Origin of the sequence: Fulvimarina fulva (assembly GCF_039652615.1) — a bacterium.
In the GTDB taxonomy this organism is placed as follows: Bacteria; Pseudomonadota; Alphaproteobacteria; order Rhizobiales; family Rhizobiaceae; genus Fulvimarina.
The window spans coordinates 49,779-72,622 of record NZ_JBDJAC010000002.1; the positions used below are offsets into that span (position 1 = coordinate 49,779).

Sequence of the window (22,844 nt, forward strand, 5' to 3'; positions counted from 1 at the left end):
CCTTTCCTCTTGGCCACCCCGCAGTCGCGAGAGATCCATAAGGCCGGCGGGAGAGCATGGCCGCCGCCCCATGCCCGGCTCCCAACAGCTCACGTCACGCGATCGTGAGCGACAGGCGCGTTTCCTCTTGCCCTGCCATATCGAACATTCATGAACGACCCTGACCGGAGACCCGTCATGATGCGCACTTTCACCCGGCTCGCCCTCCTCATCTCCCTTGCTCTTGCCAGCATGGTGAATGCAGCGCGGGCGGACGACGCGGCCGATATCCGCGCCGTCATCTCGTCCCAGCTCGAAGCCTTTCGCCAGGACGACGGCGCTGGAGCCTTCGGTCACGCCGCACCGAAGATAAAATACATGTTCGGCACGAAGGATCGCTTCATGGAGATGGTGCGTACCGGTTATCCGCCCGTCTATCGCTCCAGCAACATATCCTTCGGTGAGCTGACGCCCTCCGGCGACGGCTTTCGCCAGGACGTCTTCATGACCGATCCCAAGGGACAAAGCTGGATCGCGACCTATTCGCTGGAACGCCAGCCGGACGGGACGATGAAGATCACCGGCGTCACCCTGAAGAAAAGCGAAGAACTCGCCGTCTGATCGCTCGATATCGCCTCAGATGGCGGCGATATCTCCGCGCTGCCAGCCGGCCTCGGTCTCGGCCTTGAAGTCGGCGAAGCGGCCCGCTTCGATTGCGCCGCGCATCCCCGCCATCAGCGACTGATAATAGGCGAGATTGGTCCAGGTCAGCAGCATGCCGGCAAGCGATTCGTTCGCCCTGACGAGATGATGAAGATAGGCGCGGGAATAATCCCGGGTCGCCGGGCAATCCGACGCCTCGTCGAGGGGGCGCGGGTCCTCCGCATGACGGGCATTCTTGAGGTTGATCTTGCCGAAACGGGTATAGGCAAGCCCGTGGCGGCCCGCGCGTGTCGGCATCACGCAGTCGAACATGTCGATACCCCGCGCGACCGACTGCAGAAGATCGTCCGGCGTTCCGACCCCCATCAGATAGCGGGGTTTGGTGTCCGGCAGGACCGGAAGCGTTTCCTCCAGGGTCTTCAGCATCACGTCCTGGGGCTCGCCCACGGCAAGACCGCCGATCGAATAACCCTTGAGATCCATTGCTGCGAGACGTTCGGCCGAGCGAATGCGCAGATCCGGCACGTCACCACCCTGAACGATGCCGAACATCGCCTTGCCCGGCTGGTTGCCGAAAGCCTTCGCCGATCGTTCGGCCCAGCGCAGCGAAAGCTCCATCGCCCGCTCGATCTCGGCCCGCTCGGCCGGCAGGCGGATGCACTCGTCCAGCTGCATCTGGATATCGCTGTCGAGAAGCCCCTGAATCTCGATCGAACGCTCCGGCGTCAGCTGATATTCCGAGCCGTCGATATGGCTCTTGAAGCGCACGCCGGTCTCGTCGAGCTTTCTCAGATCGGCGAGAGACATGATCTGGAAGCCGCCGGAATCCGTCAGGATCGGATGGGGCCAGCGGGCAAATTCATGAAGACCACCCAGCCGCGCCACGCGCTCGGCGCCCGGCCGCAGCATCAGATGATAGACATTGCCGAGAATGATGTCCGATCCAAGCTCGCGCACCTGATCGAGATACATCGCCTTGACCGTACCGGCGGTTCCGACGGGCATGAAGGCCGGTGTCCGCACGGTGCCGCGCGGCATGGTGATCTCGCCGCGCCGCGCCTTGCCGTCGGTGGCGAGGAGTTTGAACTGGAATGTATCGGTCATTCTTCGATCCGGTCGATGAGACACGCATCGCCGTAGGAATAGAAGCGGTATGCGTTTTCGATTGCGTGCGAATAGGCCCCGCGCATGCGCTCCAGACCGGAAAAGGCCGAGACCAGCATGAAGAGGGTCGAGCGAGGCAGGTGGAAATTCGTCATGAGCCGATCGACCGCCCTGAAGCGATAGCCCGGCGTGATGAAGATATCGGTTGGCCCCGCGAAGGGCGCGATCCGGCCATCCTCGCTGGCTGCGCTTTCGAGAAGCCGAAGCGACGTGGTGCCAACACTGACGATCCGTCCGCCGGACGCCCTCACCGCGTTCAGCCGGTCGGCCGTGGCGTTATCGATCGTCCCGATCTCGGCATGCATTCTATGGTCTTCGGTGTCGTCGGCCTTCACCGGCAGGAAGGTGCCCGCGCCGACGTGAAGCGTCAGGAATTCGGTGGCGATGCCCCGCTCCTTCAGCCTGGCAAGAAGCTCGTCAGTGAAATGAAGTCCTGCGGTCGGCGCAGCAACGGCGCCGGCTTCTCGGGCATAGACCGTCTGATAATCGGCCCGGTCCTGTTCATCGTCGCCGCGCCGTGCCGCGATATAGGGGGGCAGCGGAACATGGCCGACAGCGGCGATCGCGGCATCGAGATCGGGTCCCGAATGCTCGAAGGTGAGCGTCGCCTCGCCGGCCTCGCCCCGTGCGGTGACCTCGGCGGCAAGCGTCTCGGCATCGCCGCTTGAGAACACCACCGTATCACCGACCTTCACGCGCTTGGCCGGCCGCACGAACGCCGCCCAGCTCTCGGTCGACAGCCGCATATGCAGTGTCGCCTCGATCTGGGCGATCCCTTCGCCGTCTCGCAGGCCCTCGCGCGTGCGCACGCCGAACAGCTGCGCCGGGATGACCTTGGTATCGTTGAAGACCAGAACATCGCCGGGTGTGAGCAGATCCGGCAGATCGGCGATCAGCCGGTCGGAAAGACCCGCTTCGGAAACGCCGAGAAGCTTCGCGCTCTCACGCGGCTCCGCCGGCCGAAGCGCGATGCGCTCCGGCGGCAGTTCGAAGTCGAAGAGATCGACTCTCATCTTGACCGCGGGGCAGGCTCAGCCCGCGTCGACGTCGCTTGCGACGCGCATGGTCGTGATCGAATCCGGATCGCGGACGGGCTCGCCCTTCTTGATCTGGTCGACATTGTCCATGCCCTCGATGACCTCACCGAACACGGAATACTGCTTGTTCAGCCAGGGCGCGTCCTCGAAGCAGATGAAGAACTGGGAGTTTGCCGAGTTCGGATTGGCCGTGCGGGCCGCCGAAACGGTTCCGCGCTTGTGCGGCTCGTTGGAGAATTCGGCTTCAAGGTCCGGCTTGTCCGAGCCGCCCGCACCGGTGCCCGTCGGATCGCCGGTCTGGGCCATGAAGCCATCGATCACCCGGTGAAAGACGACGCCGTCGTAGAAGTTTTCCCGCGCGAGTTCCTTGATGCGCTCGACATGCTTGGGCGCGAGGTCAGGACGAAGCTGCACGACGACGCGACCCTTGGTCGTCTCGAGGATCAGGACGTTTTCCGGCTTGTCATAGGCCATAATCGATCTCTTTCTTCATTTCATTTAAAAAAGGCGGTCCGGGACGTTTCCCGAACCGCCGCGATTGTCGGTCTCTGTGTGACAGAATCGAAAAGCGCGCAACCCCGGCCTCAAAAGCAGAGGGACGCAGTCAATCGATTGCTCAGCCCTCGCCGCCGGTACCCTTGCCGTCGCCGACCGTCACGCTGGTCATCACGTCCGGGTCTTCGACGGCACCATTCTGGCGCGCGTCGCCCTTCTTGATCTGATCGACGACATCCATGCCTTCGACGACATCGCCGACGATCGTGTACTGGCCATCAAGGAAATCGCCGTCCGCGAGCATGATGAAGAACTGCGAGTTGGCGGAATTCGGATCCTGCGAGCGGGCCATGCCGACGGTGCCGCGATCGAACGTCTCGTTGTCGCTGAATTCGGCTTCGAGATCGGGCTTGTCAGAGCCGCCCATGCCGGCGCTCGAGGCGTCGAACGAATCCGAACCCTTCTTGCCGAAGCGCACATCGCCGGTCTGGGCCATGAAGCCGTCGATCACCCGGTGGAAGACCACGTCGTCATAGGCGCCTTCCTCGGCGAGCTCCTTGATCTGCTTCACATGGTTCGGCGCGAGGTCGGGACGAAGCTGGACGACGATTTCGCCCTTGTTGGTCTCGATGTTGAGGCGGTTGGCGGCATCACCGGAATCTTGCGCCGATGCCGGCATAATCGCCGCCATGGTGAGACCTGCGACGACGCCGAGTGAGGTGAGTAATTTCATAGGTGACCCCTTCAGATCGCGAACGGTACGAAGCCGGCAAACGCTACGCGCTCTTTTCTCGAAGCGCGGCCAGAACCGGTGCTGGAACGAATGGCGAGACATCCCCGCCCATCTTCGCGATCTGGCGAACCAATGTGGCGGTAATGGGCCGCGTCTCCGGCGAGGCCGGCAGGAATACGGTCTTGATTTCAGGGCGCATGGCTCCGTTCATGCCCGCCATCTGCATCTCGTAATCGAGATCCGAGCCGTCACGCACACCACGCACGAGAACCGAGGCTCCCGCTTTCGCAGCTGCGTCGACGACGAGGCCGTCGAAGGAGACGATCTCGATATCGGAGCGCAGGCTGTCGGCATCGAGACTCCGGCGGATGAGGTCGACCCGCTCCTTGAAGGAAAACATCGGGGTCTTCGCCGCGTGGACGCCGATCCCGACGATGACCTCGTCAAAACAGCCGAGCGCCTGACGCAGGATCGAAAGATGTCCAAACGTCATCGGATCGAAGGAGCCGGGGAAGTAGCCTGTCGCCATCTCGTGTTTCCGCCCAACAGGGTTTGCTTAAGTGTGTTCAATGATCGAGACAATTTGACTGAAGACAAGCGCCTGGCTTGCGCCTATCTTGCGTCTTGAGAGATCGTCGTGGCTTTCGATGCGCGCTGTCGGGAACCATTTCGGGTCGTCAAGCGTATCTGGTGTAAGATAACGAGGAGAGAACTTTCATGCTGATCGTAGCGCTATCCCTCGCAATGGTCCTCAGCCTTACCGCGGCAACGCTGGTCACGATACACAGTGAACAGGAGCGCTCGCGTGTGAAGGTCAAGGCCAGGCACCTCCGCCGCTGATCCCGGCCACTATTTTATAGCACCGTCCTCCAGCCGGTCATAAAAATCGACCTCCAAAACAACTCGGCGCCGCTCTCGATGATCGGGAACGGCGCCTTTTTCTTGTGCTGCGACAGGCCGATCAGGTCTCGTCCGCCGGCCCCTCGCCACCATTACTGTCTGGCGTGTCATCGGTGGAACCGACTGCGCCAGTCTCGCCATCGGCCTCTTCACCCTCGACAAGTTCCGCGGAATCGCCGGTCTCGTCCGTACCCTGATCGGGAATGCGCTCGACGGAGACCACGCGCTCACCTTCAGCGGTCTTGAAGATGGTCACCCCACCGGTCGCGCGGCCCTTCATGCCGATACCGTCTACCGGAACGCGGATCACCTGGCCACGATCGGTGACGAGAAGCAGCTGATCCTCGTCCTCGACCGGGAAACCGGCGACCAGCGCGCCCAGCTTGTCGAGCCGGTTGGTGTCGGTCGCCCGGATGCCCTTGCCGCCGCGCCCGGAGGTACGGAACTCGTAGGACGAGGAGCGCTTGCCGAAGCCGAATTCCGACACGGTCAGGATCATTTCTTCCCGAGCGCCAAGCTCGGCATAGCGCTCCTGATCGATCGCGACATCGGCGACCGCTTCCTCGTCGCTCTCACCCTCGCCATTCGTATCGCCGTCGACCGCACGGCGCATCTTCAGATAGGTCGAGCGCTCCTCGGCCGAGGCTTCCACATGGCGCAGGATCGCCATTGAGACGACGGTCTCGCCGGTTCCCAGCGAGATGCCGCGCACGCCCACCGAATTACGGCCCGCGAAGACGCGGACATCGGTGGTCGGAAAGCGGATGCACTGGCCGGAGGAGGCCGTGAGTAGAACGTCGTCGTCTTCCGAACAGGTCGCAACGCCGAGGATCGAGTCCTGCTCGTCGTCGAGCTTCATGGCGATCTTGCCGTTGCGATTCACATTCGTGAAATCGGAGAGCTTGTTGCGGCGAACCGTGCCTCGGGTCGTCGCGAACATCACATTGGTGCGCTCGGCGGCTTCTTCTTCGTTCGGCAGAGGCAGAATCGAGGTGATGCGTTCGTTCTTTTCGAGCGGCAGGAGGTTCACCAGCGCCTTGCCACGGCCCTGCGGGGTCGTCAGCGGCAGGCGCCACACCTTCTCCTTGTAGACGATGCCGCGCGAGGAGAAGAACAGGACAGGCGTGTGGGTGTTCGCCACGAAGAGCCGGGTGACCGAATCCTCGTCGTTTTTGAGGCTCATGCCGGAGCGGCCTTTTCCGCCCCGACGCTGGGCACGGTAGACACTGAGCGGCACGCGCTTGATGTAACCGCCGTGACTGACGGTCACCACCATGTCCTCGCGCGGGATCAGGTCCTCGTCTTCGAGATCGGCGGCCCCTTCGGAGAGCTCGGTCCGGCGCGGGGTGGCGAACTCGTCACGAATGGCGATGAGTTCGTCCTTGATGATCTCCATGACGCGGGAGCGCGAGGACAGGATTTCCAGATAATCCTTGATCTCTGCACCGATCTTTTCCAGCTCGTCGCCGATCTCGTCCCGGCCGAGAGCCGTGAGGCGCTGGAGACGCAGATCGAGAATCGCGCGGGCCTGGGCTTCCGACAGGCGATAAGTGCCCTGCTCCGAAATCCGGTGGCGCGGATCGTCGATAAGCCGCACCAGCGGCGCGACGTCCTTGGCGTCCCACTCGCGCGTCATCAGCTGCTCGCGGGCCGTCGCCGGATCGGGCGCGGCGCGGATGAGCTTGATCACCTCGTCGATATTGGCGACGGCGATGGCGAGACCGACCAGCACGTGAGCCCGCTCGCGCGCCTTGCGCAGAAGGTATTTCGTGCGCCGGTTGACCACCTCCTCGCGGAAGGCGACGAAGGCCTGCAGCATGTCCATCAAGGTCAGCTGTTCCGGCTTGCCGCCGTTCAGCGCGACCATATTGGCCCCGAAGGAGGTCTGCAGCGGCGTGAACCGGTAAAGCTGGTTGAGAATCACGTCGGCGGAGCCGTCGCGTTTCACCTCGACGACGACGCGGTAACCGTCGCGGTCGGACTCGTCGCGAATGTCGGAGATGCCTTCAATGCGCTTTTCGCGCACCAGTTCGGCCATCTTCTCGATCATCGTCGCCTTGTTCACCTGGTAGGGAACCTCGGTGATGATGATCGCTTCGCGGTCGCCGCGTATCGTCTCGGTATGCACCTTTCCGCGCATCAGAAGCGAACCGCGGCCCGTCGAATAGGCGGCCTGGATGCCCGCCTTGCCGAGAAGCAATGCGCCGGTCGGGAAGTCCGGACCCGGAATGATCTCCATCATTTCGGGAAGCGTAATCGACGGATTGTCGATCAGCGCGACGCAGCCGTCGATCACCTCGCCCAGATTGTGGGGCGGAATGTTCGTCGCCATGCCGACGGCGATGCCGCCCGAACCATTGACGAGCAGGTTGGGGAAGCCGGCCGGCAGAACCACCGGCTCCATCTCGCGACCGTCGTAGTTCTCCTGAAAATCGACGGTTTCCTTGTCGATGTCGGCAAGCAGCGAGTCGGTGATCTTGCGCAGCCGGCACTCGGTGTAACGCATGGCCGCCGGTGGATCGCCATCGATCGAACCGTAATTGCCCTGTCCCTCGATCAGACGGTCGCGCAGCGACCAATCCTGGGCCATGCGCACGAGGGCATCGTAAATCGCCGAGTCGCCGTGCGGATGGAACTTACCCATCACCTCACCGACGACACCGGCCGATTTCCGGTATGAACGGGTCGAGTTGAGGCCCATCTCGTGCATGGCGTAGAGAATGCGCCGGTGCACGGGCTTGAGGCCGTCACGCACATCGGGCAGCGCACGGCTCACGATCACGCTCATGGCGTAATCGAGATAACTGCGCTGCATCTCCTCGATGATGGAGACTGTGCCGATGCCACCGCCTTCCGGCGGCGGCCCACCCGTCGGTTCGTCGTCGGGCGGGGTCAGATCGTCGTTTTCGTCAGCCAAGGATCAAGTCCAGAAATCAATGCGAATTCGTGCGCCTGCTATAGCCTGAAGGCAATCGCCAGCGCAAACGCTTGCAGGCCCTCGCCACTCCGTCCGGCAAAGCGTTCCACGCGGCCGGCCCGTCGGCCGGGACGAGCCGGCGCAAGGCTTGCCACCGAACTTCTTTCCATGTTCTGAGATGGGACCTGCTTCAACCGGAATATGGCGATGGTCGATCTCCTCCTCAACGGCTTCGTGACGCTGTTCGTCATCGTGGACCCGCTTGGCCTGATCCCGGTCTATCTTGCCCTGACGCCCGGTATTTCGAAGAAGGCGCGCGTGAAGATGGCCTGGAAGGGCTGTTTGATCGCCTTCTTCATCCTCACCGTCTTTGCCCTGCTGGGTCTCACGCTGCTCGAAGCGCTCGGCATCTCGCTCGGCGCATTCCGGGTTGCCGGCGGCCTCTTTCTATTCGTGATCGGCTTCGAACTCGTTTTCGAGCGCCGAAACGAGCGCAAGGGCAAGAGCGCGACCAAGGCAATCGCGGAAAAGGACGACGAACCGGGCGAGGATGCGGATGTCGCGGCCTTCCCGCTGGCGATACCCCTGATCGCAGGTCCCGGCGCGATTGCCGCGGTCATTCTTCTGTCCGGTCAGTTGCCGAGCACCATCGGCAAGGCGAGCGTCGTCGCGGTCATCGCAGTCACGCTTCTGATCACCTTCGCTTCACTGTCCTTCGCCCACCGGCTGGATACCCTTCTCGGCGCCACCGGGCGCGGCGTCATTTCCCGCGTCCTCGGCGTGATTCTGGCGGCCCTCGCCGTTCAGTTCGTGGCGGACGGCATCGCCGCCCTGTTCTCAATCAGCGCAAGTGGCGGCGCAACGAGCTGACAAGCAAGCGGGCGGAGGCCTGCTCGAGCGCGCCTCGATCTTCACCTCATGATACAAATTTGCGGATCATCCCTTGCCGAACGGGCGGATTTGGTCACCTCCGATAGGGAACGTTCTCGACTGGAACGGTGTCGCACGCAGTGCTCATCGCGCTTCGGCCGGTACGAAGAAAGATGATCCGCGCTTGACGCGGAGTGATATCGAGCGGGGTCCGCCATGGGTAAATATCTGAGCCAACGCGAGCTCTCCGGCGAGAGAAGTTCGTTCGATAGCGGTAAGAAAAGACGGCGGCGGATCAAGCCTCGCGAGGCGGACGCCAAGCCGCAGGGCGACGACGCGGACGACGACTCCGGCAGCAAGAAGACCATTTTCGCCGCGATGGCCGCCAATCTCGGCATCGCGGTCACCAAGTTCGGCGCGGCGCTCTTTACCGGCTCCTCCTCGATGCTCGCCGAGGGTATTCACTCGCTCATCGACACGACCAACCAGGTCCTGCTGCTGGTCGGACTGAAGCGCGCCAAGAAACCGGCCGACGAGGCACACCCGTTCGGATACGGCTCGGAAATCTATTTCTGGGCGTTCATGGTCGCGATCTTCCTCTTCGCCCTCGGCTCCGGAGTCTCGATCTACGAAGGCGTCGCCGGCCTGATGGCGAGCGAGAGCGAGAGTTTGAAATCGCCTTCCATCGCGCTCGGCGTCCTCTTCATCGCTTTCTGCTTCGAGGGCTACTCCTGGACCGTTGCGTGGAAGGAATTTCAGGAGCGCAGAAAGGGTGACGGCTTCTTCAAAGACTTCCAGAGGCTCAAGGACCCTTCGATCTTCGTTGTCCTCTTTGAGGATTCGGCTGCCTGCATCGGCATCATCATCGCCGCCATCGCGGTGGGCCTCACCTGGATGACCGGTAACCACGTCTACGACGCCGTCGGCTCGATCGCCGTTGGTGTGGTTCTCGGCATCACGGCGATTCTCCTCGCTGTCGAGGTGAAGGGGCTGCTGATCGGCGAGACCGCCGATCCGGAGATCGAGACGAAAATCCAGGAGATGGTCGGCAAGCGCGACGAGATCATCGCGATCAACGAGCTGCGCACCCTGCATCTCGGACCGAACGACGTCCTCATGACAATGAGCGTCGATTTCAAGGACGACGTCGTCTCCCAGACCATCGAGCGGATCGTCACCGAGATCGAGGAAGAGGTGAAGAAGCGTTACAAGTTCGTCCGCAAGCTCTATGTCGAGGTCCAGTCTCAATCAGGCCACGAGCGCTTCGCCGATCCTTTTGAGGGAGAAGGCGCCTCGAGCTGACGGGACGCGAGAAGGAGTCGCTTCGACGGAAGCGATGCTTCATACCGCTGGACGAATGAATTGACCTTTCGGGCCAATTCATTCGTCCAGCATTGGGCTCAGGCGCCGCTCGGGCTTCCGGCGAACATTCGAACGCGATGCGTTCATACGTCCGCCGGTATCAGAATTCGATGCCTTTCTGAGCCTTCACGCCCGAGCGGAAGGGATGCTTCACCATCGTCATCTCAGTGACGAGGTCGGCAAAATCGATCAGCTCGTCCTTGGCGTTGCGGCCTGTGATGACGACGTGCTTCATTTCGGGCTTCTGCTTTAAAAACTCGATGATCTCGTTGAGATCGAGATAGTCGTAGCGCAACACGATATTGAGCTCGTCGAGCAGAACGAGGTCGTGCTCCTCGTCCATGATCATCGCCTTCGCCCGCTCCCAGGCCTGTCGCGCGGCCTCGATGTCGCGCTGGCGATCTTGCGTTTCCCAGGTAAAGCCGTCGCCCATGGCGGTGATCGTGACCTGATCCGGGAACTTCTCGAGCGCGACGCGCTCGCCGGTTTCCCATTTGCCTTTCACGAACTGCACGATACCGACCTTCATGCCGTTGCCGATTGCGCGAAAGACGAGGCCGAAGGCGGCCGTCGACTTGCCCTTGCCCTTGCCCGTGTGGACGATGACGAGGCCCTTCTCCACGGTCTTCGTGGCGACGATCTTGTCGCGCGCCGCTTTCTTCTTCTTCATCTTTTCGGCGTGGCGGGCATTGAGCTCGTCCTCGCTCATGCCGTCGGTGATCTTGGATTTATCGGCCATCGAATCGCTTATCCCCTCATTCGGGCGGCAGATTAGCTGAAAAGCTTGGAGAGGAATAACCGCTCCTGGTTGTCAGGATAAGACGGAAGCCGGCCGAAGATCGTATAGCCCATGCTGAGATAGAAGCCTGGTGACTGGAACGAATAGGTCGAAACCCAGGCTCCGACGCACCCCTTCGCGCGGGCGGACGCTTCCGCTGTCTCAAGCACTGCCCTTCCGAGCCCCCGGCCACGCCAGCGGGTCGGAACGCTGAGATTTTCGATGACCATCCAATCCCAGTAGAGCTGGCCGGCGATACCGCCATCGACACCCTCTTCGTCCTTGAGGGCGAACCCGAAATAGGTTGGCGAGAAAGCGAATTTTTCGGCAACCGACGGCTCGGCGAAAGGGCGAACGAGATTGGCGCGCGCCTCCATATCCGCCATGTCCACGGCTTCGATCCTGATTGCCATCGGGTCCTTGGGTCGTGATGAGATGGGATATGCCGGCCGCGTCCCAAATGCCGGACAGCAGCCGTAAAGGATGATCCTATAGTTCGGAATGATCGCGCCTGATAGGCACGAAAGGCGCTGCGCTGCAGCATTCGCCGGGCTTCGAGCCTATCGCTCGAAAAAAGAAGGTGTGCGCCAGAACGAAGATCAGCCTTGCGGTTTCAGCACCAAAGGCAGGCCGGCGGCGACGAAAACCACTTCGTCGGCGATCGCCGCGATGCGCTGATTGAGCCTGCCGGCATGATCGCGAAAAGCCCGCGCCATCGCATTGTCCGGCACGATGCCGAGGCCGGTTTCGTTCGAGACAAAGATCACGCTGCCTTCTGGACCATGCGACATCGCCGCGATCAACCGGTCGATCTCATCTGCGACTTCGCGCTCCGCCATCATCAGATTGCTCACCCAGAGCGTCAGGCAATCGACGAGCAGAACCCGCGTCCGGCTTCTTTGGGCAGCGATCGTCTCCGCGAGCGCCAGCGGCTCCTCGATCGTCGTCCAGCCATCATCGACGCGATCGGCCCTGTGCCGCGCGACGCGGTCCCACATCTCGTCGTCGAAGGCCTGGGCGGTCGCGAGATAAACGGGATCGAGCCCCGACTGTCTTGCCCGCGCTTCGGCATAGGCGCTCTTGCCGGATCGCGCACCGCCCAGCACGAAAAGGATCTCAGACATATCGGAAGGCTGCGCCCGTCTCAGATGAGCGCCAAAGTCCAGGAGACGATTTCCGACGAGACCTGATCGAAGGCCTGGTTGAGCGCGGAGACGAAGGCTGAGTTTCCACTTCCGACCACGGGCGCGGTGCCGGTGAAGATCTGCGTGCGGCGAACCGTGCCGTTCCGGTCGTTCAATGCCTTCACAGAAATCTCGACCACAGCCTGCCGGCCGCTGACGACATCGACTTCGAAGCGGCGGATCTCGAGGATGATCTGGTAGTCGATCGCGAGCCCCTGCCCCGGAACGCCGACAGCTCCGACCTTGCCCGTGTTCTCATAGGCCTGGAGTAGGCGCAGCTGGACCATGCGGGGCAGACGATCGCTCCACTGGCTGCCAGCCAGATACTCGACCGTATAGGCCGTCGGCTTCACGACGATCCTCTCCGAGTCGATCGTCTTGATCGCCGTCGGCTCGGGAATCAGCAGCTGGGCTCTCGTCGCAGCCTGTGTCGAACGGCCAAGCGGAGGTGCCGAAATCTCGAAGGTCTCGAGAGATTGCGAGGCGCAGGCCCCGAGCCCGAGAAGCGACACTGCCAGTACCATCAGCCGCGAGACGCGCATCATGCCGTTTCCCCGAAAAACCGGTTGAATTGTTCGCGGCGGCCAGAACCTGGCCACCTGAAGCAGCGCGCGGGCTTGAACCGCTCATCGGCTGCACCGCCGCGCGCTTTTCTCTCTTACGGCACGCGTGACCGACTTTCACGCCCTGACGCGAGAGCCGTGCCACAGTGTTGCAGATCAGCGACGCGTACGGCCGTCATAGGTTTTGACGGTCGAGTCGCCACCAAAAATGACCTGGCTCGGATCGGCGGCGATGTCGTCGACGGCTCGTCCGATGCGCTCGACCGTCTGGTTGAGCTGCCGGGTGAGCGACTGGATGTCACGCCGGGTCGAGTCGGAGAGGCTCTGGATGTTCGTCGAGAGCGGGCCGACCTGTCCCTGGATCGATTGCGCGGCACCTCGGATCGCCCGCAAGGCCTCAGTGACTTCGACACCGAGCGGCCGTCCTGCGTCGTTCCCGTTCAGGAGACTGTTCACCGACGTGATGACCGAATCCAGCTGGCCGGATGCCGCGGCTACTTGCTGGCTGGTGATATTGGCGTTGGTGAGAATCTCGTCGATCTCGTCCTGATGCTCGTTGATGATATCGCCGACCCGGCCGATGCTGTCGGCCGCCCGAGCGATATTGTTCGTCGCACTGGAGACATTGCTGACGGCATTGTTGACGAGCTGCGGCTCGACTGCGGCAAGGATACTGTCGAGCTCCTTCCGGGTCTGCTCGAAGCCGACCAGCGCCGTATTCAGCGAGCCGACAGCGGTGTCGACGCCATCGATGATGGAATTGATGGTGTCCGACTTCGAACCGATCGTCTCAGCCAGATTGCCGATCTGGTCGATGGACTGGTTGAGCTGGTTCGTATCGATCTGGTCGACGAAGTTCCCCGCCTTGTCCACAGTCGTCGCCAGACGCCCGCTCGCTTCGCGCAACGAGTTGGTGATCGGAGGAAGGTTCGTGAGCGCCGCATCGATGTCATCGCGGCGGTTGGCGATGGTCGTCGAAATCAGATTGACGTTCTGAATGAGGTTCGACGCACCGGCAATGGCGCTCGAGATCTGCTCGCGCTGCTGGGCGACGGTCTGGCTGACAGCCGACAGGTTCTGCGCCGTCGACGTCAGGCCGTCGACGGTCTCGGAGATCTGCTGCGGATCGATGGTTGCGAGAAGCTGGTTCGCGCGCGCACCGGTCTGGCTGAGATTATCGGCTGCCGTCACCGCCGATGCCGTGATGGGATCGATCCGGTCGAGGGCCGTTCCCAGCGCGTCGGATCGCGATGCGATGGTCGTCGTCACACGATTGACGTCCGCGGCGGCGTTCGAGGCGCGCGACAGGAACTCGGTGATCGTGTCCCGCGCGTTCGAGATGGTGTCGGTGATCGCCGACAGGTTCGATGCCGTCGACGACAGACCGTCCAGCGTGTCGGAAACCGCCTGGGGATTGACGGAGGAGACCACTTCGCCAACCCGCGAAACAGTCTCGTTCAGCTGGTTCGACAGTGTTCCGATGCTCTCCGAAATGGGGTCGAGACGCGACAGGAACGTGTCGATCTGCTGGGTGCGCGCCGAGATCGCACCGGTCACGGCATCGATATTCTGCATCGTGTTCGACGCGCTGGTGATCGCCGACTGGATGGCCTCACGCTGATCGCTGACGGTTTTCGAAACGGCCGCGAGATTGGTCGCGGTCGCCGAAACGCCCGAGAGCGTATCCGAAACCTCTTGAGGATCGACAGCCGCGAGGATTTCGTTCGCCGAGGTCACGGTCGTATCGAGCTGCCTTGCGACGGAAGTCGCGGTCTGCGAGAGCGGACCGAGATTGCCGATGAAGGCGTCGATCCCGTCCGCATTGCGCTGAATGGTCTCGCCGATCTGGCTGACGCCAGCGGCTGCCGACTGAACGGCTTCCGTTACCGCATTGAGGTTCTCGGCGCCCTCGCGAACGGAAACCGTCGTCGCGCTGACATTGTCGACGATCGTGGTGATCTTCGCCGGATCGACCGCGGCCAGGATTGCCTGGACATTGGAGATCGCGGCAGGAAGCCGCTGGGCCACGGTGTTTGCGCTTTCTGCAAGATCGCTCAGGCGCGCGACAAATTGGTCGATATTATCAGTATTGTCGGCCAGAGACTGGGTGAAGGTCGAGACATTGTCGGTGATATTCGTGATATTTTGCGCGCTTTGTTCGACCGACGGGCCGACCGTTGCGACAACCTTTTCAAACTGGCTCATGATGTTGTTGGCGCGCTGAGCGATGTCACGCGCGGTCTGGAGGATATCGGTCACCTCCGACGGGGATGCCGTGATCACTGCCGTCGTGCCCTGCTCCGCGGCCTGCTGGAGCAAGCTCTCCTGATCGATCTGACCGCCGCGCAGTTCGATATAACTGTAGCCGGTCAGCGGATTGGCGACGAGGTTCGCGTCGGTCGATTCGGAAATCGGCAGGCCCGGATCGACCATCGTCGAGGCGATCACGACCTTAGGATTGTTGGGATCGAGTTTCAGGCTCTGCACCGAACCGACGGGAAGGCCGTTGAACTGAACCTGACTGCCCTGCTGCAAGCCGGTGACCGATCCGGCAATGCGAACCAGGAGCGGAACGCGGGCCGTACTCTGGGTGGCGAGAACCGACCAGTAGACGAAGCCGAAGGCGAGAGCGAGAACGGTGACCGTGAAGATCCCGACGCGGACGTAATTGGCTTTGGTTTCCATCAACCGGCTCCATTCGCCTTGGCCTGCGCCGGATGAACGCCGTCGTGAACGACTGTGCGAGCGCGCTTGCCGTGAAAGTAGGATTTCACCCAGGGGTGATCGTATTCGAGCATGGTCGAGAGCGGACCTTCGACCAGCACCTTCTTGTCGCCGAGAACCGCGATCCGGTCGCAGGCCTGGAACAGGCTGTCGAGGTCGTGCGTGACCATGTAGACGCTGAGACCGAGCGTATCGCGCAGGGTCATGATGAGTTCGTCGAAATCGGCGGCACCGATCGGATCGAGGCCCGATGTCGGCTCGTCGAGAAAGACGATGTCGGGATCGAGCGCAAGCGCCCTCGCTAGCGCCGCGCGCTTGATCATGCCGCCGGAGAGTTCGGACGGGTACTTGTCGGCGGCATCCTGTGCCAGACCCACAAGGTCGATCTTCAGGCGCGCGAGCTCGTTCATCAGTTTTGGCGACAGCCGAAGATATTCGCGCATCGGCACCTGGATATTCTCAAGCACCGTCAGGGACGAGAACAGGGCACCGTGCTGGAAGAGCACGCCCCATCGACGCTCGACGGCGAGCCGGTCGCGATCGCTCGCCGTCTCGTAATCGACACCGAAGACCTCGATGGTTCCCGCCTGCTTCTGGTTGAGGCCGAGGATCGTGCGAAGCAGCACCGATTTGCCGGCACCCGATGGGCCGACGAAGCCCATGATCTCGCCGCGCCTGACATCGAGATCGAGATCCTTGAGGATCGTCTTCGCTCCGAAACTGACGCTCACGCCCCGCGCCCGAATGATGACCTCGTTGCCCGACGTGTCCTGCGGGGTGTCGGTCTTTGCGACGAGGTCTTCCTGCGGTGGGGTCCCTTCGGCGAGCATGGATTCAGAGTCCGATCGTGGCATAGAAAACTGCGAAAAGGCCATCCATGACAATTACCAGAAAGATGGATTTGACGACTGCGGCGGTGACGCGCTGGCCGAGGCTCTCGGCACTGCCGCCGACCTTCATGCCCTCGCTGGCGGACACCAGGCCGATGAGGATCGCCATGAAGGGCGCCTTGATGAGACCGGAGAACACGGTGAAGAGATCGACCGACTGCTGCAGCCCCTGAACGAAGTTCAGGAACGAGATGTCGGAATAGATCCTGAGCGTGATCGCCCCGCCGGCAAGCGCTGCGAGATTGGCGATCACCGTGAGAAGCGGCAGCGCAAGGGAGAGCGCGACGAGGCGCGGAAAGACGAGAACTCCGATCGGATTGAGACCGATCACATGGAGGGCATCCACCTCCTCGCGCATCTTCATGGAGCCGATCTCGGCGCAGATCGCGCTTCCCGAACGGCCGGCGATCATGATCGCGGCCAGCAGCACGCCGATTTCGCGAAGGACGAGAATGCTGATCAGATTGACGGCGTAGACCTCTCCGCCATAGCGACGCAGCTGGAAAGCGCCCTGCTGGGCGATGATACCGCCGACGAGGAAGGTGATGAGGACGATGATGGGGATCGCCTTCACACCCATCTGGTCGACCTGGTTGAAGATCGCGGCCGGCCGCGCCTGCGTACGGCCCGAGAGGCGGCTTCCCGCCCCATACATCGCGCCGCCGATCAGATTGAGACCGTTCAAGAGCTCGTCCTTGATGCCGTAGACGAACGCACCGACGGCTGCGAACACATCGATGAGGATGTTGGAGCGCTTGCGTTGAGGCGTCGGCCGCTCGCTGTCCATCGCCCGGCCGACGGCGGCAAACAGCGCGGTATCGCGCTCTGCCAGACCGTTCAGTTCGACGCCCTGACGATCTGCGGCGAGAGCACGCTTGAGCCGTTCGAGCACGAACGCGCCGGCCGTGTCGATCTTGCCGATATTCGACAGATCCATGGTGACGCGCGAACCGAGATCGGCGCTGGCGGTCTTTTCCAGATCGGACTCGATCGATCCGATCGTCCGGGAAAGCCAATCCCCGGCCGCTTCCAGTACCAGCGTACCGTCCCGGCGCTCGCCGCGCAGGCTTGGCGCGGTCGCGCCAGATGCCCGGCTCTCGCCCGTTTTTGAAGTCGTTGCTGTTGCCATGCCCCTTCGCGCGGACCGCTCGCGTCCGCCTTGTCCCCATCTTCGCGATATTCGCCGGCCGCCAGTCCCTCTTTGGCCCCCCAAGAAAAATCCACGCCGCGAAACGCCAAACCTCGCCTTTAACAGGCCGTAGCGGCTCGCGAAACGCGACTTGCCCCCTAGATTACAGATCGCGCCCCCCTTGTTTACCGCTTGTTAAGGCAAAATCAGGGGCACAGTCTTGCTATGGAGCAAATTCGAATGGGCAGTCGTCTTTCAGTCACAGTGGAACACTTCCCGCTGGCGAGTGAATTCAGGATCGCACGCGGGGCCAAGAGCGAAGCTGTCGTCGTCGTCGCCGCGCTCGAACAGGACGGGAGCGTTGGGCGCGGCGAATGCGTCCCCTACGCACGTTACGGCGAGACCATCGACAGTGTCTGCGCGACGATCAACGCCCTGTCCGACGAGATCGCGAACGGGCTTGACCGCGACATGCTGCAGAATCGGCTCCCGGCGGGCGCGGCCCGCAACGCGCTCGATTGCGCGTTCTGGGATCTTGAAGCCAAGCTGTCCGGAACGCCGGTGTCCTCGCGGATCTGCAATCAGTTCCCGCGCCCGATCGAAACCGCCTTCACGATCAGCCTAGACCAGCCAGGCATTATGGGCTCTGCAGCCCGTGCGGCCGACCGCCGCATCCTGAAGATCAAGATGGGGACCAAGAACGATGTCGAGCGCATTCGCGCCGTTCACGCCGCAGCGCGCAGCGCACGGCTGATTCTCGATGCAAACGAGGGTTGGGACGAAAGCTGCCTGCAAACGCATCTGCTGGAAGCTGCCCATGGCGGCGCTGTCCTGATCGAGCAGCCCCTTCCCGCCGGCCAGGACGATCTGCTGGCGACGATCCCCCATCCGGTTCCGATCTGTGCCGACGAATCGGTCCATACGACTGCCGATCTGGAAGGTCTTCTCGGGAAATACGACTTCGTGAACATCAAGCTCGACAAGAGCGGCGGCCTAACGGAAGCGCTGAAGATGATGGGCCGGGCGCGCGAGCTCGGTTTCGGGGTCATGATCGGCTGCATGGTGGGAAGCTCGCTGGCGATGGCGCCGGCCTCGCTGCTGGCCCAGGAGGCCGACGTGGTCGATCTCGATGGCCCGCTTTTGCTCAAAAAGGATCGCGAGCATGGCATTCACTACACCCACTCGCTGATGTCGCCGCCTCCTCCCGAACTCTGGGGATGATACCAGCTTCCGGCCCGCATCTTCCAACTTGAGGGCAGACGGCCTATTTGCGCGGTCGGACCAAAGGTCCGCTGCCGTCGAAACGCAACATTTGCCCGGCAGAATACCACGCTCCGCCGCAAATGAGTTCCTGGATCCGTCTTGCAAGAAATCCTCAGTCTCATCAGCCAGTTCGGCCCGCTCATCGTGCTGGCGGGTACATTCTTCGAGGGCGAGGTCTTCGCGATCATCGGCGGTTTTCTCGCCTATCGCGGGACCTATCCGTTCCAGCTGGTGGTCGCGCTCGCCTTTGTCGGCTCATTCTTCGGCGATCTCGCGGTTTTCCTGTTCGGACGATACGCCTCGAATCATCGTTGGGTTCGCCCCTGGCGCGATCATCCGAAGTTCTCCAAGACGCTGCGCCTCGTCGAGCGTTATCAGGCCTATTTCGTGATCGTGAACCGGTATATCTACGGTCTGCGCATGCCCGGCCTCATCGCGCTCGGCATGTCACGCGTCGGACTGGTGCGCTTTACGGTTCTGAATTTCATCGGCGCGGGACTGTGGGCATGCCTTTTCACGACGCTCGGCTACGTCTTCGGCTATTCAATCCAGACGCTGTTCGCGCGCATGCAGATCTTCGAGACCGGTGTGATCATCGTCCTCGTTGTCGCCGCCGTCTCGATCGCTGCCTATTTCGGATACCGGCAGTGGGGCCCGATCATCCGGGCAAGACTTGCCCGGCGCCGTGAAAAAGCCCGGGCCCGGAACCAATCCATATCGGAAAACGAAAGCTGATCGCTTGCCCCCTCCGGTGGCGTTCGACCGACGCGAACGCTGTAGCGGGACGACGTCTGTGAAACCGGATTGCTCGTCTCGCGCCACATGATACCGCCGGACGAATGAACTGACCCTCCGGGCCAGTTCTCACCCGGCTGGTGGCTCAAGAGCCACTCGGGCTGCCGGCGGACCTTCGAAAGCGGTGCTTTCGAAGGTCCGCCGGTATGAGTTCATGCAACCTCATTGTCTGCGCGAAATCTGATACGCAGCCCGGCTCGATCAGTCGCATGCGGTTATCATACCTGCGGACTATTGAAACCATCGGTCTCATGGGCCGTCGGCAGCCCGAGCGGCGTATGAGCCGTTTGCCGGACGTGAATTGACCCAACGCGTCAACTTATTCGTCCGGCAGTATCAGTGCCGCGAAATGCGGGCGGGCTCTTCGCTTTTGCCTTCGAAGGTCTCGTCCGACAGCAAAGGACATGCGGCCATATCCTGACCTGGCTGCAGCAGCGCGACAATCTGCGGCATTAATGGCGAGGCTTCGGTTCTTTCTGGAATGCAATGCAATCGTTCCGTCGCCTCATCGAGCTCGCTCGGGGTAAGCTCGCTGCCTTTCTCATGCAAAAGGTCTCGCACAGCCTCGATATCGGCCGCAATCAGATCAATGCGCTGAATCTGATTCCGCAACTTCCCAGCCAGCTCACCGAGAATGAGCGCCTGCCTGGAAGCGACGTCGTTGGATTGAAGATCTGTCCTCGAAATCGAAACGAGATCGCGGACCTTGCGAAGCGGCACTCCGAGGCTGGACAATTCCTGCGCGGTCGCAAACACACGAAGATCGGCCTCGCTGTACATGCGCGTGCCTTTGGTCGTCTTGCATGGCGCCAGAATCCCCAGCTCCTCGTAGTAGAGAAGCGTGCGCGGCGTCGTGCTGAACAGTGCGGCAGCCTCGCCTATTTTCCGGAATCCGTTTTTGCGCGCCCGTCTAGCATCCATTTTCTTAACTGATGTCCCGTGGGAACACCGCCCTCATCACGCTCCCCGAACGGCATCAAGAATGATACGAAATTCGTTTAAAAGCAAGAACTTGACCGAACTACGACCACAGCGCCAGTGCCACTCCATGACAATTTGCCAATCTCATGTGCAGGTCGTTGTCAATACGGAACGGATGCCTCCACGAAGCCACTTATAGCGAACACACATCGGTAGGAAGACGCTTGATCGAGGCTCTATCTGCTCGATACCGGAAGAGAGCGTATCACCGTAATCCGATTTCCGGATACAGTTGACGTTAGGCAATGCACGCTCTTTGGTCAAGGCGACGAAGGTGACGATCTGCGCCGACCGGCGACCATATGTTGTGGATTGTTATGGTACTCCCAACGGGACTACTGTTTCCGTGTCCAACCAGTCGCTTAGCCGGACCAACCGCACCTTTCGCCCTCATTGATTTCGTTGGCGGTTTTTGCCGGTTGTCCGACCGTTTTGCAAGCGGTTCGGGCGATGTCTAACATCAATTACGCTCAATACGCCGAGCCCGTCGCGCGGGCACTTTGCGGTGAAGTGAACACGAAGCTTTCAAAGGCTGGTGAACTGCGGTTTGGGACAAACGGCAGCCTGAAAGTGAAGATCGAAGGCCCGGAGGCTGGCACGTTCTCGAATTTCGAGACCGGCGAAGCTGGTGGACTTCTCGACCTCATCGCTCTCCATCGCGGCGGCGATCGGCGTGAAGCCCATGCTTGGCTCTCGGAACAGTACGGGCTTGAACGCACTTCACGCGGAAAAATTGTGGGCAAGAAGATTGTCGCCGTCTATCGATATGAGGACGAGGCCGGCGAGCGTGTTTTCGAAGCGGTTCGCATGGAAGGGAGAGATCCCGACACAAACCAAAGAATCAAAGTTTTTTTTCAGCGGAAAGACGAAAATACCTATGGCGTGAAAGGCTGTCGCGTCGTTCCCTACCGGCTCCCCGAATTGATGGAAGCCATCGCCCAGGAACGCCCTGTCTTCGTTGTCGAGGGTGAGAAAGACGTTGATCGGCTCGCCAAGCTGGGTGTTGTCGCGACGTGCAATTCGGAAGGCGCTGGCAAGTGGAAGCCGCAACATTCCGAATTCCTTGAAGGCGCGGATGTCGTGATCCTGCCCGACAATGACGAGCCAGGTCAAAAACACGCCCAGACCGTTGCAAGATCTTTGAAAGCAAAGGCCGCTCGCATTCGAATTGCCGAGCTTCCCGACCTCCCAAACAAAGGCGATGTGTCCGACTGGCTGGCTAAGGGTAACACCGTCGAGCGGCTTTATGAGATCGTCGAGAGCGCGTCCGATTGGCAGCCGGCCTCAACGCTAGGTCTTGTCTGGATGGGGGAGCAAAACAAGCTCCCGCCCCGCAAATGGCTCGTTAAAGGTCTTCTTGGCGAAGGCGAACTTTCCGTGATGTATGCGCCTTCGGGCGGCGGCAAGTCGTTCGTCGCACTTGATCTCGGAGCGAGGATCGCGGCCGGGCTCGACTGGTACGATCACCGCGTGACGCCATCCGCTGTTCTTTATGTGGCGGGTGAAGGTGCGACCGGGTTTCGTCAGCGCATGACGGCTTGGCAGGACCGAAACGGCGTTGACGAGCTTCCTTTTGTCATGATGCCCAGGGCGATCGATCTCTTTTCGAAAGACAACAAGTCAATCGATCTGATCGGCGATGCAATGACCGAAATTCAAGAGCGCGCCGGCCTGCCGGTTCGGCTGATCGTTCTCGACACCCTATCGCGCATGATGCACGGCGGCGTCGACAGTGAACCACGGGATATGAAGATATTCTTGGAACACGTCGAAGCACTCCGCCAAGCAACCGGCGCTCACATCCTTATCATTCACCACACAGGAAAGGAGACGGATCGCGGAATGCGAGGTTCATCCATGCTTCGTGACTTCGCGGATACGGTCCTCGCAATCGAGGCACCAAAGGAAGAAGACACCGACCATCTGCACTGGATCAAGGTCGACAAGCAGAAGGACGGAGAGGACGGCGGCAAATACCGCGCAAGGCTTTCGCAATCGACTGTGGGCACGGACGAAGACGGTGACGAGACCACCTCTTGCGTCGTGGAGCACCTCGGCGCGAGCGAGACGACCGGCCCGGCAAAACCGCAAAAAAGGCTCTCTCCTTCCGAAGAAATTGCGCGGCGCGCTCTTGCTGACCTGCTCTGCGATCAGGGCGTGACACCGCGTGACAGTCGAATTCCGCCAAGTGTCACGCACGTTGTCACGCTCGAAGCGTGGAAAGACGAGTTCCGACGCCGAGGCGACTTCACCGACCCGGATCAAGCGAGAGCCGATGCTCGCTTCCGACAAGCATGGAAACGCACCCACGAAGGCCTGATTACCAAGGGTTTGGCGATGATCATGGAGGGTCAGGCATGGCTGGTGTGACGCTGCTGTCACGCGTGACTGTCACGCGATGTCACGGCGATGCGGGA

The 22,844-nt window shown here is 61.4% G+C and carries 20 protein-coding genes; 6 read left to right on the forward strand and 14 right to left on the reverse strand.

Annotated elements, in window-relative coordinates; genetic code table 11:
• Window positions 1–177: 177 nt before the first annotated feature.
• Window positions 178–600, forward strand: coding sequence for a DUF4864 domain-containing protein (locus tag ABDX79_RS03800; RefSeq protein WP_346218936.1), 423 nt, complete (start codon window positions 178–180; stop codon window positions 598–600).
• A gap of 15 nt (window positions 601–615) precedes the next feature.
• Here the strand turns inward: ABDX79_RS03800 and tgt are convergent, their stop codons facing one another.
• The 6 genes from tgt to gyrA all read right to left on the reverse strand — a co-directional run bounded on the left by tgt (window position 616) and on the right by gyrA (window position 7,786).
• Window positions 616–1,746, reverse strand: a complete 1,131-nt coding sequence (gene tgt / locus ABDX79_RS03805) for a tRNA guanosine(34) transglycosylase Tgt (protein ID WP_346218937.1) — start codon at window positions 1,744–1,746, stop codon at window positions 616–618.
• Window positions 1,743–2,819 carry a tRNA preQ1(34) S-adenosylmethionine ribosyltransferase-isomerase QueA gene (gene queA / locus ABDX79_RS03810; protein WP_346218938.1) on the reverse strand — a complete coding sequence of 359 codons (1,077 nt, stop codon included), beginning with the start codon at window positions 2,817–2,819 and terminating at the stop codon, window positions 1,743–1,745. The genes tgt and queA overlap by 4 nt, the downstream gene beginning before the upstream one ends.
• A gap of 18 nt (window positions 2,820–2,837) precedes the next feature.
• Entirely contained in the window at window positions 2,838–3,317 is a 480-nt protein-coding gene (locus tag ABDX79_RS03815; RefSeq protein ID WP_346218939.1) for a peptidylprolyl isomerase, read from the reverse strand.
• A 142-nt stretch (window positions 3,318–3,459) separates the two neighbouring features.
• Window positions 3,460–4,071 (reverse strand): peptidylprolyl isomerase, encoded by a 612-nt coding sequence (locus ABDX79_RS03820; protein ID WP_463671108.1) that lies wholly within the window; start codon window positions 4,069–4,071, stop codon window positions 3,460–3,462.
• A 43-nt stretch (window positions 4,072–4,114) separates the two neighbouring features.
• On the reverse strand, window positions 4,115–4,600 hold the full coding sequence (gene coaD, locus ABDX79_RS03825) for a pantetheine-phosphate adenylyltransferase (protein ID WP_346218940.1): 486 nt from the start codon (window positions 4,598–4,600) through the stop codon (window positions 4,115–4,117).
• A 432-nt stretch (window positions 4,601–5,032) separates the two neighbouring features.
• Complete coding sequence (gyrA, locus tag ABDX79_RS03830; RefSeq protein WP_463671116.1) at window positions 5,033–7,786, reverse strand: DNA gyrase subunit A; 2,754 nt, start codon at window positions 7,784–7,786, stop codon at window positions 5,033–5,035.
• A 303-nt stretch (window positions 7,787–8,089) separates the two neighbouring features.
• Here gyrA and ABDX79_RS03835 point away from each other — a divergent pair, with 303 nt between their 5' ends.
• Together ABDX79_RS03835 and ABDX79_RS03840 are read left to right on the forward strand one after the other, a co-directional pair.
• Window positions 8,090–8,758 (forward strand): MarC family protein, encoded by a 669-nt coding sequence (locus tag ABDX79_RS03835; RefSeq protein WP_346218941.1) that lies wholly within the window; start codon window positions 8,090–8,092, stop codon window positions 8,756–8,758.
• 216 nt (window positions 8,759–8,974) lie between these two features.
• Window positions 8,975–10,060: a cation diffusion facilitator family transporter gene (locus ABDX79_RS03840; RefSeq protein ID WP_346218942.1), complete on the forward strand. Its 1,086-nt coding sequence runs from the start codon at window positions 8,975–8,977 to the stop codon at window positions 10,058–10,060.
• Window positions 10,061–10,220: 160 nt separating this feature from the next.
• On the opposite strand, the gene cobO is transcribed toward ABDX79_RS03840, so the two are convergent.
• The 7 genes from cobO to ABDX79_RS03875 all read right to left on the reverse strand — a co-directional run bounded on the left by cobO (window position 10,221) and on the right by ABDX79_RS03875 (window position 17,388).
• On the reverse strand, window positions 10,221–10,859 hold the full coding sequence (gene cobO, locus ABDX79_RS03845) for a cob(I)yrinic acid a,c-diamide adenosyltransferase (protein ID WP_346218943.1): 639 nt from the start codon (window positions 10,857–10,859) through the stop codon (window positions 10,221–10,223).
• A 32-nt stretch (window positions 10,860–10,891) separates the two neighbouring features.
• Complete coding sequence (locus tag ABDX79_RS03850; protein ID WP_346218944.1) at window positions 10,892–11,311, reverse strand: GNAT family N-acetyltransferase; 420 nt, start codon at window positions 11,309–11,311, stop codon at window positions 10,892–10,894.
• Between the two features lie 186 nt (window positions 11,312–11,497).
• Entirely contained in the window at window positions 11,498–12,022 is a 525-nt protein-coding gene (cobU, locus tag ABDX79_RS03855; RefSeq protein ID WP_346218945.1) for a bifunctional adenosylcobinamide kinase/adenosylcobinamide-phosphate guanylyltransferase, read from the reverse strand.
• Between the two features lie 20 nt (window positions 12,023–12,042).
• Complete coding sequence (locus tag ABDX79_RS03860; RefSeq protein WP_346218946.1) at window positions 12,043–12,627, reverse strand: ABC-type transport auxiliary lipoprotein family protein; 585 nt, start codon at window positions 12,625–12,627, stop codon at window positions 12,043–12,045.
• A gap of 174 nt (window positions 12,628–12,801) precedes the next feature.
• Complete coding sequence (locus ABDX79_RS03865; protein WP_346218947.1) at window positions 12,802–15,330, reverse strand: MlaD family protein; 2,529 nt, start codon at window positions 15,328–15,330, stop codon at window positions 12,802–12,804.
• Window positions 15,330–16,199: an ABC transporter ATP-binding protein gene (locus ABDX79_RS03870; protein ID WP_346218948.1), complete on the reverse strand. Its 870-nt coding sequence runs from the start codon at window positions 16,197–16,199 to the stop codon at window positions 15,330–15,332. The genes ABDX79_RS03865 and ABDX79_RS03870 overlap by 1 nt, the downstream gene beginning before the upstream one ends.
• Window positions 16,200–16,203: 4 nt before the next feature.
• The gene (locus tag ABDX79_RS03875) at window positions 16,204–17,388 is read right to left on the reverse strand and encodes an ABC transporter permease (protein WP_346218949.1); all 1,185 of its coding nucleotides are present in this window, start codon (window positions 17,386–17,388) and stop codon (window positions 16,204–16,206) included.
• Between the two features lie 240 nt (window positions 17,389–17,628).
• On the opposite strand from ABDX79_RS03875, the gene dgcA reads away from it, so the two are divergent.
• Both dgcA and ABDX79_RS03885 read left to right on the forward strand, forming a co-directional pair.
• Window positions 17,629–18,609 (forward strand): N-acetyl-D-Glu racemase DgcA, encoded by a 981-nt coding sequence (gene dgcA / locus ABDX79_RS03880; protein ID WP_346218950.1) that lies wholly within the window; start codon window positions 17,629–17,631, stop codon window positions 18,607–18,609.
• Between the two features lie 141 nt (window positions 18,610–18,750).
• Window positions 18,751–19,386 (forward strand): DedA family protein, encoded by a 636-nt coding sequence (locus tag ABDX79_RS03885; protein WP_346218951.1) that lies wholly within the window; start codon window positions 18,751–18,753, stop codon window positions 19,384–19,386.
• 396 nt (window positions 19,387–19,782) lie between these two features.
• On the opposite strand, the gene ABDX79_RS03890 is transcribed toward ABDX79_RS03885, so the two are convergent.
• A complete protein-coding gene (locus tag ABDX79_RS03890) occupies window positions 19,783–20,367 on the reverse strand; it encodes a MerR family transcriptional regulator (RefSeq protein WP_346218952.1) in 585 nt (194 codons plus the stop codon).
• 462 nt (window positions 20,368–20,829) lie between these two features.
• Here ABDX79_RS03890 and ABDX79_RS03895 point away from each other — a divergent pair, with 462 nt between their 5' ends.
• Window positions 20,830–22,797: an AAA family ATPase gene (locus tag ABDX79_RS03895; RefSeq protein WP_346218953.1), complete on the forward strand. Its 1,968-nt coding sequence runs from the start codon at window positions 20,830–20,832 to the stop codon at window positions 22,795–22,797.
• Window positions 22,798–22,844: the final 47 nt, after the last annotated feature.

What these genes read in the sequence shown, in the direction of transcription:
- ABDX79_RS03860 (WP_346218946.1), bottom strand. Translation starts at nt 12,627, where the DNA reads ATGATGCGCGTCTCGCGGCTGATGGTACTGGCAGTGTCGCTTCTCGGG.
- ABDX79_RS03815 (WP_346218939.1), bottom strand. Translation starts at nt 3,317, where the DNA reads ATGGCCTATGACAAGCCGGAAAACGTCCTGATCCTCGAGACGACCAAG.
- ABDX79_RS03875 (WP_346218949.1), bottom strand. Translation starts at nt 17,388, where the DNA reads ATGGCAACAGCAACGACTTCAAAAACGGGCGAGAGCCGGGCATCTGGC.
- ABDX79_RS03820 (WP_463671108.1), bottom strand. Translation starts at nt 4,071, where the DNA reads ATGAAATTACTCACCTCACTCGGCGTCGTCGCAGGTCTCACCATGGCG.
- ABDX79_RS03835 (WP_346218941.1), top strand. Translation starts at nt 8,090, where the DNA reads ATGGCGATGGTCGATCTCCTCCTCAACGGCTTCGTGACGCTGTTCGTC.
- ABDX79_RS03840 (WP_346218942.1), top strand. Translation starts at nt 8,975, where the DNA reads ATGGGTAAATATCTGAGCCAACGCGAGCTCTCCGGCGAGAGAAGTTCG.
- ABDX79_RS03850 (WP_346218944.1), bottom strand. Translation starts at nt 11,311, where the DNA reads ATGGCAATCAGGATCGAAGCCGTGGACATGGCGGATATGGAGGCGCGC.
- ABDX79_RS03870 (WP_346218948.1), bottom strand. Translation starts at nt 16,199, where the DNA reads ATGCTCGCCGAAGGGACCCCACCGCAGGAAGACCTCGTCGCAAAGACC.
- ABDX79_RS03865 (WP_346218947.1), bottom strand. Translation starts at nt 15,330, where the DNA reads ATGGAAACCAAAGCCAATTACGTCCGCGTCGGGATCTTCACGGTCACC.
- ABDX79_RS03800 (WP_346218936.1), top strand. Translation starts at nt 178, where the DNA reads ATGATGCGCACTTTCACCCGGCTCGCCCTCCTCATCTCCCTTGCTCTT.
- ABDX79_RS03890 (WP_346218952.1), bottom strand. Translation starts at nt 20,367, where the DNA reads ATGGATGCTAGACGGGCGCGCAAAAACGGATTCCGGAAAATAGGCGAG.
- cobO (WP_346218943.1), bottom strand. Translation starts at nt 10,859, where the DNA reads ATGGCCGATAAATCCAAGATCACCGACGGCATGAGCGAGGACGAGCTC.
- cobU (WP_346218945.1), bottom strand. Translation starts at nt 12,022, where the DNA reads ATGTCTGAGATCCTTTTCGTGCTGGGCGGTGCGCGATCCGGCAAGAGC.
- tgt (WP_346218937.1), bottom strand. Translation starts at nt 1,746, where the DNA reads ATGACCGATACATTCCAGTTCAAACTCCTCGCCACCGACGGCAAGGCG.
- coaD (WP_346218940.1), bottom strand. Translation starts at nt 4,600, where the DNA reads ATGGCGACAGGCTACTTCCCCGGCTCCTTCGATCCGATGACGTTTGGA.
- gyrA (WP_463671116.1), bottom strand. Translation starts at nt 7,786, where the DNA reads ATGCAGCGCAGTTATCTCGATTACGCCATGAGCGTGATCGTGAGCCGT.
- dgcA (WP_346218950.1), top strand. Translation starts at nt 17,629, where the DNA reads ATGGGCAGTCGTCTTTCAGTCACAGTGGAACACTTCCCGCTGGCGAGT.
- queA (WP_346218938.1), bottom strand. Translation starts at nt 2,819, where the DNA reads ATGAGAGTCGATCTCTTCGACTTCGAACTGCCGCCGGAGCGCATCGCG.